Below are 15,984 nucleotides of genomic sequence, written 5' to 3' on the forward strand. Positions count from 1 at the left end.
GGTCCATCGGGAGGCTGCTCCAGCCGGGCCAGGTGCCGGCAACTGCACACGGCAGATAGCGGGAAGACAAACTGACCGACTGAGCCCCCCGGAGCAGCCGTTGGACAGAACGGCCTGGGTTGGCAAGAATCTCCCCTCCTCTCAACCCATCGGTGTTCGTATGACGATTCAGCGCCCTGTAGCCCTTGTCACGGGTTCGACCTCCGGCATAGGCGCGGCCATCGCCAGGCGGCTCTCGAGTGACGGTTTCTCCGTGGTCCTGCATTCGCGCAGTTCAGCGCAGACAGGGCAGGCGATGGCCCGTGAACTTGGTTTCGCCATCCATGTGCAGGCCGATCTGGCCGATGACGCGGACAGGACGCGGCTTGTGCGGGAAGCGGTCGCGGCCTGGGGACGGCTCGATGTGCTCGTCAACAACGCCGGCATCAGCCGCGTCATCCCCCATGCGGACCTGGCTGCGGCCACGCCGGCCATCTGGCAAGAGCTGTACGAGATCAACGTCATCGCCCCGTTTCGCTTGATCACCGAAGCGGAACCGGCATTGCGCGAAGCCGCTCGAACGGGGCGCCCTGCCAGCGTCATCAACATCAGTTCGCATGCAGGTGTCCGGCCCAAAGGCGCATCCATCCCTTATTCGGCCACCAAGGCTGCGCTCAATCACATGACCCGCTTGCTGGCACTCTCGCTCGGACCCGATATCCGGGTCAATGGCGTCGCACCGGGACTGGTGGACACGCCATTGACCTCGGACTGGACGCAGGCCCGGGAGCTGTGGAAGACACGCGCCCCGATGCGACGCTCGGCCAGCCCCGAGGACATTGCCCAGGCTGTCGCGATGCTGGTCGCCTCGGACTATCTGACCGGAGAGATCCTGCTGTCGGATGGTGGCTTGAACCTCACGTAACCGTTCGACGTGAAGGAAGAATTCCAGCCCATGCCCATGCAGATGACACCGAAAGAGCCTGCCATCCGTGGCGGCCTGCGGGCCTGTGCGGCGGCCGCACTGCTTGCCGCCGCGTCCATCACGCCCGCGGCAGCGACTGCCGAGGATGCCCAGGCCGGACGGTTGACGCTTTGGCAGGCGATTGACGCGCTTGCCGGGCAAGCGCCATTCAGCAGGCGAAACGTCGAAGCGGCCCTTTCCCTGCCCCTTCGAGAATATGTCGCCCCGAGCAACCCGCTGTTCGACTTCTTCGAGGGCGCAGGGCTTCGCCTTCGTGACGGCCTGCGGGTATCGAACGTCGATTTGCGGGTGAAGAAGGCCGACCCGCGGATCGGCCTGCTGGTCCTGGACCTGGAGGGCCCCTGCGTCAGGATTGCCGACGTGCGTGCGCACCATGGGCCGCTGGAACTCTCGGGTGCCCCACGCGGGCATTCGCTGGAAGAGGCGACCTCGTTCTCGTCCACGCGGCCATGGGGGGAGCTGTCCTTCAACTTCAAGGAGCGCAATCCCGACTGCCTGGCGTACGTGGTGTTCAACGCCACCAGGCCCGCTTGGAGGCGCATGCCGCAGGCGCCAGGCGCAGGAGCAGACCCCTGAATGCGCAGTTGGCGCGCAACTGTGAATACGCCACTGACATGCCCGAATGCGAGGAGCCCTTCCTGGATGAACTCGAGTACATCGCCAGGCTCTGCAGGAATGCGGAATCCGAGGCGCAGTTCAATGCCCTCTACGATCCGGCCGTGTCCCGTTCCCACGATGCGATCTGAGGGTGAGCGGCAGGGCCGGCGCACCGGCCGGTCTTCTCCGGGCCTGCAGCAGCACTCGGCCGATGCGCCGGATCACGGACCTCCTCATTCGCCTCGGTGCCCGGCAAGTGGTCAATCGCGTGCAGGCCATGATGGATACAACAAACGCAGGCGTGGCAGCAAGGCCCCGATGGCCGTGTCTACCTTGGGCCATCTGCTTGCCGCGCCTGTCGCGCCAGCCGACGAGCAAGAGCGGGCACAGCTGGAAACATCGTGTGAGCCAGCGCGGCAGGCCATCGGCTACCGTGGTGCCTTCAACATACGCAGCCACCCATCAATGTAAGTTAACTATCCATAATGCAAAAATGGATACTTTAGTTTCCTTTGAAAAAAGGCATCGAGCTGGTTTAAAAACCAATCATTCTTCCGAAATGCATAGTTGACTGATCATGCAAACCCTTGGCGAATTCTCCCAGGCGATGACCGACGCCCAGAAGGCGCGGAAGGTCACCATCAACGCGCTCGCGCGCGAGACGGGCCTGTCCCGGCTGGCGGTGCGGCAGATCCTTGCCGGCGACTCGGCCCCGCGCCTGACCAATGCCATGGCCCTGGCATCCGAGCTGGGCCTGGAACTGGTGCTGATGCCCAAGGGCGCAGCACAGTCCCTTGCCGGGACGGGCGCGGCTGCCCCGCAGCGAACCGTGCTCAGCGATGTGGAGCGACGGCTGAACCCGGACCTGCCGGCCTCATCCCCGCAAAAAGCCGGGAACTAGCAGCCGCCGCCATCAAGGCACCACCCCAGCCTACCACCCCGCCACCCCATGCAATACCGAGCCCTCAACGTCTTCCTGGGTCCACGCAAGCGCAAGGTAGGCCTGCTGTTCCAGTACGGCACGGGGCCCAATGCCATCACGCGGCTGGTGCCGGAACCCCGGTTTTGGGCCGATGACGCCGCCCCGGTCTTCTCGCAGAACGCCCTGGTGTCCGACCCGCAGGATCGCGCCGTCTTCCTGCAGGAACATGCCCTGCAGCCCTTCTTCAACGGCCAGGGCGACAGGCTGCCGGCGTTCTTTCAGAACCTGCTGCCCGAAGGCCCCTTGCGCCGCCACCTGGAGCAGATCGGCAAGCTGGACAGGAACGACGACTTCGGCCTGCTCAGCCTCTGCGGGACGGACCTGCCAGGCGCCGTCTACGTAGAGCAGGCCCCCATGGACGCCCGCAGCGTGGCCCGCATCGTCACCCAGGACAACGACGCCCTGGAGGCCACCGTGACCCCGCTGGCACTGCCCGAGGCGACATCCCTGTCCGGCGTGCAGCCCAAGCTCTCGCTGCTGCAATCCGGGGGGCGCTACGTGGCCAGGAGCAAGGACGCACGCGGCGTCCACATCATCGCCAAGCTTCCCACCGTGGAATACCCACTGCTGCCTGTCGTGGAGGAACTTTCCATGCGGCTGGCGGCGGCGGCGGGCGTCAACATCTGCGACGTGCAGCTGGTACCGCTGGAGCACATGGATGCAGACCAGCCCTTCATACTGGGACAGGGCCGGCAGTTCCTGGCCGTGCGCCGCTTCGACCGCGCAGGCGACAGGCACATCCACTGCGAGGACTTCGCGCAGATCCTGGGCGTGGGCCCCGAGGACAAGTACAGCCACGCGCTGGCCAGCTACGCATCCATACTGCGCGTCCTGGCCCACACGCCTGGGCTCGGCATCCAGGCCGCCCTGGAGATGGTGCGCAGAATCGTGGTCAACGACCTGCTGGGCAACTTCGACGCCCATCTCAAGAACCATGGCCTGCTGTATGCGGACGGCAGGACGCCCGAGCTGTCACCCGCCTACGACGTGGTCGCCTACGCCGCCTACCTCACGGGCAAGGGGCATGCGCTGAAGTTCTCATCGAACGGCCCCAGGCAGCCGCGCGTGACCCCGCAGGTGATTCGCCAGCTGTGCAACGAGGTTCCCGGCCTGCCCGAGCCCAAGGTGAATGCCGTGATCCGAGACACCGTGCGCAAGGCGTTCGAAGCCTGGCCCGCCATGATCACGGCCTCCACCCTGCTCGATGAGCAAAAGCGGCGCCTGCTCAAGCACTTCGAGGCCACGCCGGCCATTGCGTCGCTGCGCAAGCGGCAGGACAAGACAGCGGCCAAGGCTTGAGCTGGAGCGTGTTGTGCATTTCTACGAACCCGCGTCGGCTCTGCGCGCTGGTGATCGCAAGGTGCAGAGCCAACGCGGGCTCGTCAAAGTGCATAACACGCTCTAGACAGGCTGCGACCGGCCCGGCGCACCGGCACGGGCGCCCGCGCCCGCGAACAGGCGCATGGCCCATGCCGCGCAAGCGGCCGCAAAGGCCCAGACCAGGCTCCAGCCCTCGGCCGACAGCAGATGCGGGATGGCCAGCGGCACCAGGAAACACACTGCGAACACCGACGTGTTGGCCATGCCCAGCGCCGTGCCCGCACGGGCCGCGCCCGACAGTCCCGCCAACTGGGTGTAGGCCACGCCGTGCCAGGCCGACACGCAGATGCCGCAGGCCACCAGCAGCACCAGCAACACCACGCCCATCGGCGCCGACACGGGGGCGCCGCCCAGGCGGCCGAACAGGCTCAGGGCCGCCAGCACCGCGAACAGCACCAGGGTGAGCTGGCAGCAGGCGCGCAGAAAGGCAGGCCGGTTGCGGTGCCGGTCGGTCCAGCGCCCGCTCCAGATCCGCAGCGCCATGGAGCCCAGCTGCACCACCGACATGGCCACGGCCGCAGGCCCCAGCCCCAGATGCGCGAAGTCATGGAGAAACACCGTGCCGAAGGAAAGCACCGCGAACTGGGGCCCGCACAGGATGCCGATGCCCGCCGCCATGCGCCAGGTCTGCCGGTCGCGCAGCGGGCTGGGCAAGCCGGGGGCTGCACTGCCGGAGCCCGGCTGAAGCCCCGGTTGCGGCTGCGAATCCAGGGACGGCGCCTCCTTGATCCACAGCGCCGCAAAGACCGCGGCCCCCAGGCACAGCACGGCCAGCACGCCATAGACCGCGCTGAAGCCGGCATGCGCGGCCAGTGCCGTCAGCAAAGGCGCGCCGATGGCGCCGCCCAGCGGCACGGCCGTCTGGCGGATGCTCATGGCCAGGCCCCGCTCGCCTTCCGCGAACCAGCCCATGACGGCCCGCCCGCTGGCCCCATTCACGCTGCCCCCCAGCAGGCCCACCAGCACCAGCCCCCCCGGCCAGCCACCCGAACGGCGGAACATGCGAGCCGGATGGTGACGCCCACAACGCCATCGCCGCCAGCGCCAGGGCCGTGCCGCACAGGCCCAGCAGCAAGACCGGCCGGTCGCCCCAGCGGTCCGTCAGCACGCCCCAGGGCAACTCGCTCAAGGCAATGCCCAGGCCCATCAGCCCCAGCGCCAGGCCCAGCGTCTGGCTGTCCAGCCGGTAGCCCGAACGCATCAGGATCGCCGTCATGGGAATCCCGCTGAACGCCACGGAAAACGCGGCATTGGCGATCACGCCAGCCGCCAGCACCTTCCACCGGTGGCGTGGCGAAACGGCGTCGGACAAGGGGCTCGGAGCAGCAGCATCACCCGCAAAAGAAGAGTTCATGGGCGGCAGTATCTCCAGCCCAAACCATCCTGAAAATCACATAATTTCAAACCTACAATCCACTTTTTCCGCATGATCAGGAGGTTGGCGATGACGCGCGTGCTCTATGACCTGGACGTGTTGCGCACCTTTTGCACCGGCGTGGAACTGGGCAGCTTCGCCAAGGCCGCGGACCGGCTGGGCCGCTCCACATCCGCCGTCAGCGCCCAGCTCAAGAAGCTGGAATCCCAGTGCGAAACCCCCTTGCTGCGCAAGTCCGGCCGGGGGCTGGTGCTCACGGAAGCCGGCGAGACCCTGCGCGGCTACGCCCTGCGCCTGCTGGAACTCAACGACCGGGCCGTGGCCGCCGTGCGCGGCAGCGAGCTGCGCGGCCTGGTGCGGCTGGGCCTGCAGGAAGACCTTGGCGAAAGCGTGCTGCCCACCGTGCTGGGGCAATTCGCGCGGGCCCATCCCCATGTACGCATCGAGGCCAGCGTGGCGCGCAGCCAGGAACTGCGCGAGCGCATCGCCCTGGGGCAATTCGACCTCGCCCTGCTGTGGGATGCCGGCGTCAACCATGCCTGCCCCCATGGCGAGCACATCCTGAGGCTGCCGCTGCAGTGGATCGGCCCCGCCTCGCCCGACCTGGCCGATGCCGCCTGGGCCCGCACGCTGGCCCAAGGCACGCCAGGAAGCGAGCCCCTGCCGCTGGCCATGCTGGACGCGCCCTGCCCGCTGCGCGACATCGTGACCACCGTGCTGGACAGGAAAGGCATCGCCTGGCGCCACGCCTTCAACAGCGCCAGCCTGACCGCCGTCTGGGCCGCCACGGCCGCCGGCCTGGGCATCTCCGTGCGCACGCCGTTCGGCCTGCCAGCGCACGTGCGCCCCCTGGACCCGCAGGCCCTGGGCCTGCCCGCCCTGCCCTCCATGGACCTGATCCTGGGCCGCGCCACGCTGCAACCGCAAGAGCCCGTGGACCGCCTTGCAGACATCCTGGTCACCGCAGTGCGCGACCACCTGCGCGTGCAGCAAGACGCCATGCCCGTGCGGCCCCAGGGGCCGGGCCACCCAACAATGGCCCAGGTGACGCCGGGTTCGATGGCGGCCTTGCCCCCAAGTGCCTGACGCGGCCGACGCGCCGCAAGCCCCTCAATCCTTGAGCAACCGCGCCTTCACCGTCCGCCCCTTGATCTTCCCGCTGTTGAGCCGGGCAACCACGTCATGCGCGATCTTGCGATCCACGGCCACATAGGTCGCGAACTCGTTGATGTCGATCTTGCCCACTTGCTCGCGCGTGTAGCCCAGGTCGGCGGTAAGAGCGCCCAGCACGTCGCCCGGGCGGATCTTGTCCTTGCGGCTGGCATTGATGTGGATGGTCGCCCTGGATGGCAGCAGCCGGCCACCGGGCGTGGGCGTCAGCTCGTCCAGCGGGTACCAGACGGACGGGCTGCCCTGCATCTGCTCGATGTTGCCGACCGCGCCCATCTCGTCCATCGTCGCGAGGCTGAGCGCCAGACCTTTCTGGCCGGCGCGGCCTGTGCGGCCGATGCGATGTACGTGCACCTCAGGGTCGGGCGTGATGTCCACGTTGATGACGGCGCCCAGATTCGTCACATCGAGCCCGCGCGCCGCCACATCGGTGGCCACCAGCACCGAGCAACTGCCGTTCACGAAACGCACCAGCACCTGGTCACGGTCACGCTGCTCCAGATCGCCATGCAGCTCCAGCGCGCTGTAGCCCTGGGCTTGCAGCAGCTCGGCCAGGGCCCGGCAGCGCGCCTTGGTATTGCAGAAGGCCAGCGTGCTCTCGGGCCGGAAATGCTCCAGCAGGCGCGCCACCGAAGGCAGCCGTTCTTCCTTGTCCACCTCGTACCAGCGCTGTTCGATCTGCTCGCCGCTGTGCTGCGCGGCGACCTTGACCGTGACCGGGTCACGCATGAATCGCGCGGCCAGCTTGGCAATGCCTTCAGGGTAGGTTGCGGAGAACAGCAAGGTCTGGCGCTGCGCAGGGCACTGCCTGGCGACCTTGGCGATGTCATCGACGAACCCCATGTCGAGCATGCGATCCGCTTCGTCGAGCACCAGGGTGTTCAGCGAATCCAGGTTCAGATTGCCCCGATCCAGGTGATCCATCACACGGCCGGGCGTGCCGACGATCACGTGCGCGCCGTTCTCCAGGCTCGCGCTCTGGCCGCGCAGCGGAACGCCACCGGACAAGGTCACCACCTTGACGTTGTCTTCCGCACGCGCCAGGCGGCGGATCTCCGTCGTCACCTGATCGGCCAGCTCGCGCGTGGGGCACAGCACCAGGCCCTGTACCGAGAAATTGCGCGTATCCAGCTTGGCCAGCAGCGCCAGGGCAAAGGCCGCGGTCTTGCCGCTGCCGGTTTTTGCCTGCGCGATCACATCCTTGCCTTCAAGAGCAGGGGGCAGGCTGGCGAGCTGGATCGCCGTCATTTCAAGATAGCCAAGCCGCTCAAGGTTCGCGAGCGTTGCAGGCGAAAGCGCAAGTTTGTGGAAGGAGTTGGGGGAGGCCGGGGCAAGAGTCATGGCGGCATTTTAAAGTTGGCGGTTTGAAGACCGAAGCGCTACGGCAAGTGGCGGGCGGGAGGCTGCGTCCCTGCGGGTTGCCCGGCTACGGAGCCGTTTGCGGCGTTGCCCCCTTCGTTGGCGCGGCGCCAGAGAACAACCACGGCGGCCACGTGCTGCACCACAAGCGGATGCCCACCGCCCAGCAGCGGCAAGATCCGCAAGTCACCCGGCGCCACCTCGGTGCCGCCTACCCGCACACCGGATTCCAAGATCAGAGCCCTGCCTTTCGGTTGTCCCGTGTGCGGTTGGCATGAAGAACCCGGTTGGCCTTGTTGCCACCGTCTTTCCTGAGTTCGTCGCCCGGCGCCAAAAGGAGCGCGCGGACGGGGGCCGTCAAGGGAGAAGCGCCAGGTGGGTGCGGCCCGCAGCGCAGCGAGGACACGGCCTGGTGCGCCTTGGCGGCCCACGGGAGCGGGCTACGGTCCCGGCAAAGGTGACGCACTCAGGAAAGACGGCTGAACAGGCAACGGCCTGTTCTGCTTGCCCAGCGCACGGCAAGCGAAGCGCGCAGGCTCGGATCGTGATCCGGGCCGTAGGCGTCTGAGCCGAGCGCGGCGAGGGGATGCGGGAAGCCCGCAGGGGCGAGCCCCGTCAGAGGCTAGATGCGCAGCACGAGCGCACGGCCGGCCCTGGCCGGCAGACGCACCAGGTCATCATCTGGCCGTGCCGGCGCAGCCGGGACGGCGGGGTTGCAGGGACGCCAAGCGGGCGCGACGGGGAGTGCCCGCGGGCATTCCCCTGGAGGGCAAGCGCAGCGCGCGGGCCTGGCCAGCCGGGCCGGAGGCGTCAGCCGAAGGGAACGATGGAGCCCGCAGGGGGCAAGACCCCGAAGGGGGCTTGATGCGCAGCACGACAGCGCGGCCCGGCTTCGCCGGGCGACGCCCAGGGTTCGACGGATCAGGAAGATTGATTCGTGATGCGCTACACGCTACAATATGACATCATGATAAAGAGCTTCAGACACAAAGGGCTGCAGCAGTATTTCGAGACGGGGAGCAAGGCGGGAATTCAGCCGGCCCATGCCGTTCGCCTGCGTCTGCAACTGGCCGCGTTGAACCAGGCGACCAAGCCCGAAGATATGGCGGCCCCGGCCTGGGCGCTGCATGCCTTGAAAGGGAGCCTGCAAGGGCACTGGGCCATCAGCGTCAATGGCAACTGGCGCATGGTTTTCATGTTTGAAGGAACCGATGCCGTATTGGTGGACTACCTCGACTACCACTGAGAGAACGATATGAGCAAGATGCACAACCCCCCCCACCCTGGCGAAGTCCTGCGCGAGTACCTCGGGGATATCACCGTCACGGACGCCGCCCAGCAGCTCGGCGTGAACCGCGTGACGCTGACGCGCATTACTTCCGGACACTCGGGGATCTCCCCCGACATGGCATTTCGGCTGGCCAGCGCGTTTGGCACGAGCCCGGAACTGTGGGCCGGCATGCAAATGCAGTATGACTTGTACAAGGCCAGCAAGGCAAAGCGGCCGCGCATCCATCGCTTCGCCTCCGCAGTCGTGGCATAGGCGCACCCAAAAGACTTAGATGTTCAGTCCCACAGTGAGATGGTGCGGATGAAGTCTAAAGCGGCTTGGATCTTTTTCCCATGCCTCGCAAATCGCCCGGAATGGTGTCTTCCACCTGAGCGCTTTCAAGTGCTTGCCGAAGTTGTAGCTTTGAACGAAGGCCTGGACATGCTCCCGTAGCTGCTCCAGTCCCTCGTACTCGTACGCCTTTATCGTGGATTCCTTGATGGTCCGGTTCATGTGCTCGACCATGCCGTTCGTCCAGGGGTGATATGGCTTGGTGTGCCTTTTATCGACACCGTTGAACTTGCAGATGCGTTCAAAGATGTGACCGATGCATGTGTCGGTGACGCCGCCTCTGAAGCGTTCTTGTCCCGTAAAGGCCATGCCGTTGTCCGTCAGAACGGTATGTATGCGGTACGGGAAGGCCACAAGCACCTGCCGAAGGAACTGTGCTGCATTGGCTTTCGTGGCCCTGTCAAAGAACGCGACATGCGTGAATTTTGTGACGCGATCTATGGCGACAAACATGTGCTGTCTGCCACTGGAGATCTTCATTTCAGCGCTGTCGATGTGCACGAAGCCCAGCGTCGTTTCTTCAAACTTTCCGTGCCTTCGTGGCAGGTGCGTTACGGGTTGTCGGCTGATTCCGTGACGCTGCAGGCATCGATGCAAGGCGCTGCGGCTGAGCTTGGGTGCTGTCTCCAGGAGCTGTCCCATGAGATCGTCCAGCGACAAATGCCCTTGCTTGCGTAACGCAATTGCCAGATGTTCTTGCTCTTGAGAAAGATGCCGGCTTGCTCTGTCCCGAGGACCCATAGGCTCGTCGAGCACCGAGGTGCGGGCACGCCACTTGGCCACGGTCTTGGGATTGATGCCGTAGAGCTTGGCCAAGGACCGATGGGAGCCGGCCGCTAGCTGGAGCTCTGCGCGGATACGCGGCGTTGTGCGGGCGCTGCCATGCAGGCGGATTGCCATAGTGCTTTCTCCTGTTCCAGGCTGAAGAATGCACCATGACTTCCTGGGACCGTACATCTAAGCCTGAGCACGAAAAATATATGGCTCACCATCGAGCGGAGGAATTCAAGAGCGAGTGACTGAATCTCCGCCGAGTTCTCAAACCCCACTACTCCTATGCTTGGCATTATGAAAAGCCAACCCCTCGTGATCACTTGAAAAAATTGGCACAGGATGGCGGCATCGTCCGACTATCATCGCAGTCTTGGAGACTATTAATACTGGTAACCAAGCACAGCTCATCAAATATTTGTACCCGAGAGATAAATAACAATATTTCATTTTTCAATTCAGAGCAAGAATTTTAATTTCACTTATACTCAATGGATGAAAAAATAGGACTAGTCTCGATTGAAATCGTGAATTCTGAAGTGGAATAAATGTATCTAAATTCTTTATTTTGTTTCTGGAAAAGAAGCAATGACCCTTCAGAACTTGCAATTACTGTCGCCAGGCCTGAGAAGTTTCTTGTTATCGTTTTCTGCGGCTCTTGATCTCGCAGCAGGCTTGCACGCATGGTTCCTAGGAAAAATGCCACAACAACAAGCGCCGATGTCATCGTAACAAATAAAGCTGATGCAGCACGTCCAAAGTATGATGGACGGTTTTTTATCTTCTCTAAAAATATTACCAATCTGGGCTGAAGAAAATACCCAGATCTAATCAATCCAGAAATCAACACACACAATATTGAAAAAATAAGCCCAACACCCGAAATCCAAGTAATAGCAAATTTCACATAAATCGCAAGCATCAGCAGTAAGAAAAAAGAAAATTGAATAAAAAACCACAAGTACCCCTCCAATCTAATTGTTCTACTATGCTCTCTAACAAATTTACGTCGACGCCGAAAGTCCAATTCCCTACTAAATCCGCGCTCCAATCTATCCACCAACGCGAGCCCAGGCAAAACAAAAGGCTGCAGCATCGAAGTTAAAACTCGCGCAATAACCGCACAAAGAAAAACATAAAACAGAAACGTAGCTGTCACGCTTTTTGCAAGCGGCAGCCCAGCCACCGCAACAATCTGAAGCGGCACTTTAACTAGGAATCCGGCATAATGCGCCAACGACAAAGAAATGACTGCCAAGATTCCACTAACTATTGGCACCTTGTGAGTGCGTGCTTCATTAAACCAGCTTCGCCCGGTATACAAATAGAACTTCATAAAAATCCATTTTAATGTTAAATAGCACGATTATTCCAGCAAAGGTTAAATAGACCAAAACTGAAATACTACCAGCAAGCGGTTCACAAACTAGCACAATCTATCTCCTCGGAGGACATCAGGTACTCCCTGAGCCGGAATCCCCGTTATAGGAAAGCTCACTCTGGAAAGATACGGATCGAGGTGACCGTTAGCCCCCGTACCAGTTGAACAGAAGATCAATTGTTGGGGGCAGAACTACTCCCGTCAATCCATGCCCTGCACCACCTAACACTTGAACAAAATCCCCGCGCCATCACGCCCTCAGCACCAAACGCGCAATGCCGCCATAGCAGGCGATCTGCTGGCCGCACCATTCGACGTGGTAGGTACCTCTCAAGGAGAAATGAGTGTCCACAAGCGCCTGGCCGAGATGCAGGGCTGTGCAGCGAACGCCGTCAACCAGCCAAAAAGCAGCCGCTCAGAGGGGCGGGACAATTCGGCCACAAGCGATCTTTCGCTGAGAGCGCAAGCGCTGCCTAATCACCGTCATACACGGCTGCTTAGCAAAACCAGTAGCAGCCCGGCGACGTTTAAACCCATGCCGGCCATGATATGTAGCGTCAGTGGTTCTCGATGGCCAACGTCCAAACGCACTTCGAGCGCCTGATCGGCTGCTGGCGGCATACTGCGTGGGAGAACAAGACAGACCAGCCAAGGAGGGCGGATGCGGGTGATGCAGGATGCGGCGGATGGGTTGAGAGGGGCTGTCCTGAAGGTGATCGAGGCTGCGGCATCGGGCGCGCCCGGTGAAGCGGCCAAGGCGGCTTTGGCGGAGCGGACAGAGGCTCTGCCTCTGGACCGCATGGCGCAGTGGGAGCAGGTGATACGGAGCGCTGTGGATGCATACCGCGGGGCGAGACCGGTCGGCAAGCATTTGCTTCGCAATCCGGGCACGGCATGGATTGCCTTGTGCAGCGGCAGTGGTTTCGACCGGGAGCATGCGCTGCGTGCCGTGCTGGCCGGGCCTGCGGCGCCTACCTTGTGGACCTTGGTGTTGAAGCGCTGGTTGCCGCGTGTGGGCCGCGCGACCAGTGAGGCAGTGCCTCCCGTGAGTGTCTTCGTGCTGGCGCTGGCAGTGCGTCGGCTGAACGACTGGGTTCCGCAGGTGCGCAGCGCGGCCAGGCAGTGCCTGCCGGCGCTGGCCACCGCCGCTGGATCGGAAAAGACAGCGCAAGCCCTCAGGGCGGCGCTGCCTTTCTGGACGGAGTGGGGCCGCCTGGAGACGGTGGACCGGCAGGTACTGGATCAGTTGCTGGAGCAACCCGGAGTTGCAGAGGGAATACGGCACATGGTGATCTCCGGAACATCGGGCCCGATGGCCGAGCTGCTGGCGCAAGTGTCACGAACAGCGGTGCTGGATGTGCACTGGAACACGATTGCGCGGGATGCGATCCAGCCCGCTGTGCGTGCGCGGGCCTATCGCGCACTGCTGACGGGCAAAGTGCGCTGGTTGAAGGAGCGCCGCTGGCAGTGGATTGACAAGGGGCTTTATCTGGGCCGAATGGAAGCGGTCTTCGGGCAGCGACACCTGGATGTCACCGCGCCCTTTCTGGAGACCCTGGCCAGCGCTGCCAGCGACCGCTGCGCCTATGTACGGCGGGAGGCTGCCGAGGCGCTGGCCCGTGAGATGAAGGCGCTGGGCGGCACGGCGCTGCCCATTGCCTTGCAACTGGCGGCGGACCCGGCGCCATCCATCGCTCAACGGGGCCGCTATGTTCTGGAGCGGCTGGAGCCGGGAGGTTGAAGGCGCGTGTGCGGGCAAGTCAATCGCGGGATGGTGTGGCCCATCTTCCCGCACCGCGCGTCACCGTCCGCCAGCGAAGGCACCCATGCCGCCAGCCCATGCTGAAAGGGATCAGTTCCGAAGGCTGAGGTGACCATCTGATAGACAGAATGCGGCCAACTGCAGACCTTCGTTGCTACCTCCTGTTTTTCCTATAGCCTCCACGAATACGATGATGCACTCGGACCCCGATAACAGCGATGCGGTGCGACTCGACGCGATGTTGCTTGGAATTCTTCGGGAAAAAGAGACCAGTGAGTACGTCGACTACGTATTTGTCGCCGACGTCTGGGGCGATGACCCCCGTAGAAAAGGGCGCCTCATGCTCACCGGCCAACAGCGCGGACTTTTTCGCATTGACAAGGTCTCCTCGCGAGCCAGCTTGTTGAGACCGATGGTCGGCGATGAGGGCGGCAAGCGCTTCCAGCGGGCAGCGCACACGGTGACAAGCGAGCGCCTGCGAACGGGAAGCTTTCCTGAGGGATCGCAGTATGCAAGTGGCTGATTCAGGTCTAACAGGCTGTTGAAATTCGACTTCAACTCCCACCGGGCCTCGAGGTCGGCCTCATAGAACGCGCTGTAGGCGATTTTTTCGAACCCACCAAGGGGTCCATGACCCTCAAAATGGTTGTGTTGCAGCACCGAAAATCGTTTTTCAACAGCCTGCTAAAGCCTCAAAGCGGCCACAACCGGCCGCCTGCGGCACAGGCAGAATCTCCCCTTCAAGCTGACATTTGACGCGGGTATCGGACCTCGTGAAGCACACCACCTATTTCCTGATTGAGCCATCAGCAGTTGCGCTGGCCACCTTCCCATCAGTACTCGTGGCGACTGAGGCGGACATGCTTCTACAGCCCGTGCTGACAAGCAGGTGCTGGGCCGACAGGTCGGCCTGGTGCCAAGAGACGGTTGCCATGACGGTGAAACTGCTCTACCTTGCGCGCGTTCGTGAGTACGAGTTCCTGTCCTCTTCTCCCGACGCCCACCGTGTCCTCGGTTCCGACGGCATCTCCACTCAGGTGTTTGACCGCTGGTGGACTATTCGCGAGATGCCCTGGGAAGAGCCTTCTGAGCATTGGGAATGCTACTTGGCCGCGATCTCGAAGAAAGTTGAGGCGACGGGCCACATTGCCGTCGACGATTTGCTCCACGCCATCTTGGAGCGCCAAGCGACCGGGCGGCGGATTTGAGATGGCCAGTCAACAAGCGTCCATCACTATGCAGCCAAGATCCAGGGCTGTGCAGTGAACGTCACAAACCGGCCATGAGTTGCCAGTGACTACGAGTAAAAGCGGAAGCTCAATGTTTTAGTTCATCGGATGCCGGAGGCGGTCCCCTGGAATGGAGGGTTAGAGCGCACTATTGATACCCCCGCCAGTGCTGTTCCACCTGCCACAGAGGGGTTCCCGCTTGCAACGAGCGAATGGCCTCTACGACTCTTTCGTATTGCTGACTATCAAACTTTGACCACTTTGCCTTCCTCGCTTCCTTCCAAACGATTTCTCGTGCTCCTTTGTCTTTTTCTTCAAGAGAATCCAGAAGCAGGCTATCGATGGGTGGATGCAGCGCGGCGACGCTTGGGTGCTTCTCATGTCCACCGCAGACGAAAGTACCTTTTAGATAGACATTGATTAGTTTCGCGGCCACGCCGTGCCCGAACCCGATGAGGTTCATACGCTCTGCGGACAGTATTGAAACCGCTCTCCATTCCCTGTGCACAGCGTCGATCTGATGTGGATTAGGCAGATCATCGGGCCGATCAAGAAAATCTTGAAGGCCAATTTCTTCGATGATTGTCCTTCCCTGAAGAACGTTGAATCGACAGGTCTTCGTACTCGCAGCTCTGCTTGCTGCCCAGGCGGCGTATCGATGTTTGTGTTCTTGGATTTCGTACAACACATTGTTCTCCGACAGCGCACTTGCGCTCTGACGTGGAGTTAAGGAGCGCACCGCCTATAGGCGGTGCGTCCACTCGAACGCATGATTATGCCTCATGTGGCTGAACAGCGATGGTGTTTCCGACGCGAGAGAGTGATGCGCTTCCCCGACCAAAAGTAGTATCAATATGCCATGCCAAAGCCATTCTGTAATATTTCGTCGATCGATATAAATCCCTGGTTCTTGTAAAAGCTGTCAAGTCGCAGGCCATATCTGGCCCTTGCGGTCACGAAAAAACGCAGAAAAGGACTTGTAGCCTAGCCTGACGCCGTGCGTACTGTATGGAAATACAGTGCTAAATTCAGCCATAAAATCTGCTTCCCCTCCTGTGTTGCGCGCCACACGGTTGCTGGACTAGGTCCGTGGGCGAATTCGTTACAAACACTTTAGCCTGTACACCGAGCAGGCCTACGTGCAATGGTTGCACATGTTTGTGAAATGACACGACTTACGGCATCAACGAGACTTTGGACAGCTGGAAATCGAAGGCTTTCTGGCAATCATGGCTGAATGACGGCTTTAGAGCTTCCAGCGGGCGGCTCAGGGTCGGAAGGAGCCGCCCGGCGCGGCTGCTGCCGGCTTTCTGCAGCCCTTGGATCAGTGTCTGCATTTGCGACTGCCTCGCACCGGATTGTTGGAGAGTTCATGCTAGGTCGGCTGCGAAGC

At 62.2% G+C, this 15,984-nt stretch carries 17 protein-coding genes and 2 pseudogenes; 13 read left to right on the forward strand and 6 right to left on the reverse strand.

Annotated elements, in window-relative coordinates:
• Positions 1 to 160: 160 nt before the first annotated feature.
• From L1Z78_RS18980 to L1Z78_RS19000, 6 genes and pseudogenes are all read left to right on the forward strand, one after another.
• Positions 161 to 904 carry an SDR family NAD(P)-dependent oxidoreductase gene (locus tag L1Z78_RS18980; RefSeq protein WP_234637922.1) on the forward strand — a complete coding sequence of 248 codons (744 nt, stop codon included), beginning with the start codon at positions 161 to 163 and terminating at the stop codon, positions 902 to 904.
• A 9-nt stretch (positions 905 to 913) separates the two neighbouring features.
• Entirely contained in the window at positions 914 to 1,540 is a 627-nt protein-coding gene (locus tag L1Z78_RS18985) for a hypothetical protein (RefSeq protein WP_234637923.1), read from the forward strand.
• Positions 1,541 to 1,578: 38 nt separating this feature from the next.
• Entirely contained in the window at positions 1,579 to 1,710 is a 132-nt protein-coding gene (locus L1Z78_RS28000) for a hypothetical protein (protein WP_267967021.1), read from the forward strand.
• A 118-nt stretch (positions 1,711 to 1,828) separates the two neighbouring features.
• Positions 1,829 to 1,990, forward strand: a pseudogene (locus tag L1Z78_RS18990) (IS5/IS1182 family transposase); the annotation flags it as partial.
• Between the two features lie 148 nt (positions 1,991 to 2,138).
• Positions 2,139 to 2,462, forward strand: a complete 324-nt coding sequence (locus tag L1Z78_RS18995; protein WP_234637924.1) for a helix-turn-helix domain-containing protein — start codon at positions 2,139 to 2,141, stop codon at positions 2,460 to 2,462.
• Positions 2,463 to 2,510: 48 nt separating this feature from the next.
• Positions 2,511 to 3,842, forward strand: a complete 1,332-nt coding sequence (locus tag L1Z78_RS19000) for a type II toxin-antitoxin system HipA family toxin (RefSeq protein WP_234637925.1) — start codon at positions 2,511 to 2,513, stop codon at positions 3,840 to 3,842.
• A gap of 102 nt (positions 3,843 to 3,944) precedes the next feature.
• On the opposite strand, the pseudogene L1Z78_RS19005 reads toward L1Z78_RS19000, so the two are convergent.
• A pseudogene (locus L1Z78_RS19005) lies at positions 3,945 to 5,199 on the reverse strand (MFS transporter).
• On the opposite strand from L1Z78_RS19005, the gene L1Z78_RS19010 reads away from it, so the two are divergent.
• Positions 5,138 to 5,353: a hypothetical protein gene (locus tag L1Z78_RS19010; protein ID WP_234642307.1), complete on the forward strand. Its 216-nt coding sequence runs from the start codon at positions 5,138 to 5,140 to the stop codon at positions 5,351 to 5,353. The pseudogene L1Z78_RS19005 and the gene L1Z78_RS19010 overlap by 62 nt on opposite strands.
• Positions 5,354 to 5,367: 14 nt before the next feature.
• Entirely contained in the window at positions 5,368 to 6,384 is a 1,017-nt protein-coding gene (locus L1Z78_RS19015) for a LysR substrate-binding domain-containing protein (protein WP_234637926.1), read from the forward strand.
• Between the two features lie 24 nt (positions 6,385 to 6,408).
• Here the strand turns inward: L1Z78_RS19015 and dbpA are convergent, their stop codons facing one another.
• On the reverse strand, positions 6,409 to 7,809 hold the full coding sequence (gene dbpA / locus L1Z78_RS19020; RefSeq protein WP_234637927.1) for an ATP-dependent RNA helicase DbpA: 1,401 nt from the start codon (positions 7,807 to 7,809) through the stop codon (positions 6,409 to 6,411).
• Positions 7,810 to 8,794: 985 nt separating this feature from the next.
• Between dbpA and L1Z78_RS19025 the strand changes: the two genes are divergently transcribed.
• Together L1Z78_RS19025 and L1Z78_RS19030 are read left to right on the forward strand one after the other, a co-directional pair.
• Positions 8,795 to 9,073, forward strand: a complete 279-nt coding sequence (locus L1Z78_RS19025; RefSeq protein ID WP_234642211.1) for a type II toxin-antitoxin system RelE/ParE family toxin — start codon at positions 8,795 to 8,797, stop codon at positions 9,071 to 9,073.
• Positions 9,074 to 9,082: 9 nt separating this feature from the next.
• Complete coding sequence (locus L1Z78_RS19030; RefSeq protein ID WP_234637928.1) at positions 9,083 to 9,370, forward strand: HigA family addiction module antitoxin; 288 nt, start codon at positions 9,083 to 9,085, stop codon at positions 9,368 to 9,370.
• A gap of 15 nt (positions 9,371 to 9,385) precedes the next feature.
• Here L1Z78_RS19030 and L1Z78_RS19035 read toward each other — a convergent pair whose 3' ends face one another.
• The gene (locus L1Z78_RS19035) at positions 9,386 to 10,348 is read right to left on the reverse strand and encodes an IS481 family transposase (protein WP_234637929.1); all 963 of its coding nucleotides are present in this window, start codon (positions 10,346 to 10,348) and stop codon (positions 9,386 to 9,388) included.
• A gap of 349 nt (positions 10,349 to 10,697) precedes the next feature.
• Positions 10,698 to 11,555 carry a hypothetical protein gene (locus L1Z78_RS19040; RefSeq protein WP_234637930.1) on the reverse strand — a complete coding sequence of 286 codons (858 nt, stop codon included), beginning with the start codon at positions 11,553 to 11,555 and terminating at the stop codon, positions 10,698 to 10,700.
• Between the two features lie 706 nt (positions 11,556 to 12,261).
• Between L1Z78_RS19040 and L1Z78_RS19045 the strand changes: the two genes are divergently transcribed.
• From L1Z78_RS19045 to L1Z78_RS19055, 3 genes are all read left to right on the forward strand, one after another.
• Complete coding sequence (locus L1Z78_RS19045) at positions 12,262 to 13,341, forward strand: hypothetical protein (RefSeq protein ID WP_234637931.1); 1,080 nt, start codon at positions 12,262 to 12,264, stop codon at positions 13,339 to 13,341.
• Positions 13,342 to 13,552: 211 nt separating this feature from the next.
• Complete coding sequence (locus tag L1Z78_RS19050) at positions 13,553 to 13,885, forward strand: hypothetical protein (RefSeq protein WP_234637932.1); 333 nt, start codon at positions 13,553 to 13,555, stop codon at positions 13,883 to 13,885.
• A gap of 409 nt (positions 13,886 to 14,294) precedes the next feature.
• A complete protein-coding gene (locus L1Z78_RS19055) occupies positions 14,295 to 14,570 on the forward strand; it encodes a hypothetical protein (RefSeq protein WP_234637933.1) in 276 nt (91 codons plus the stop codon).
• A gap of 169 nt (positions 14,571 to 14,739) precedes the next feature.
• Here L1Z78_RS19055 and L1Z78_RS19060 read toward each other — a convergent pair whose 3' ends face one another.
• Positions 14,740 to 15,276 carry a hypothetical protein gene (locus tag L1Z78_RS19060; RefSeq protein ID WP_234637934.1) on the reverse strand — a complete coding sequence of 179 codons (537 nt, stop codon included), beginning with the start codon at positions 15,274 to 15,276 and terminating at the stop codon, positions 14,740 to 14,742.
• Between the two features lie 490 nt (positions 15,277 to 15,766).
• Positions 15,767 to 15,928 (reverse strand): hypothetical protein, encoded by a 162-nt coding sequence (locus L1Z78_RS19065; RefSeq protein ID WP_234637935.1) that lies wholly within the window; start codon positions 15,926 to 15,928, stop codon positions 15,767 to 15,769.
• Positions 15,929 to 15,984 lie beyond the last annotated feature (56 nt).

It is taken from the genome of Delftia tsuruhatensis (assembly GCF_903815225.1).
Classification (GTDB): domain Bacteria; phylum Pseudomonadota; class Gammaproteobacteria; order Burkholderiales; family Burkholderiaceae_C; genus Comamonas; species Comamonas tsuruhatensis_A.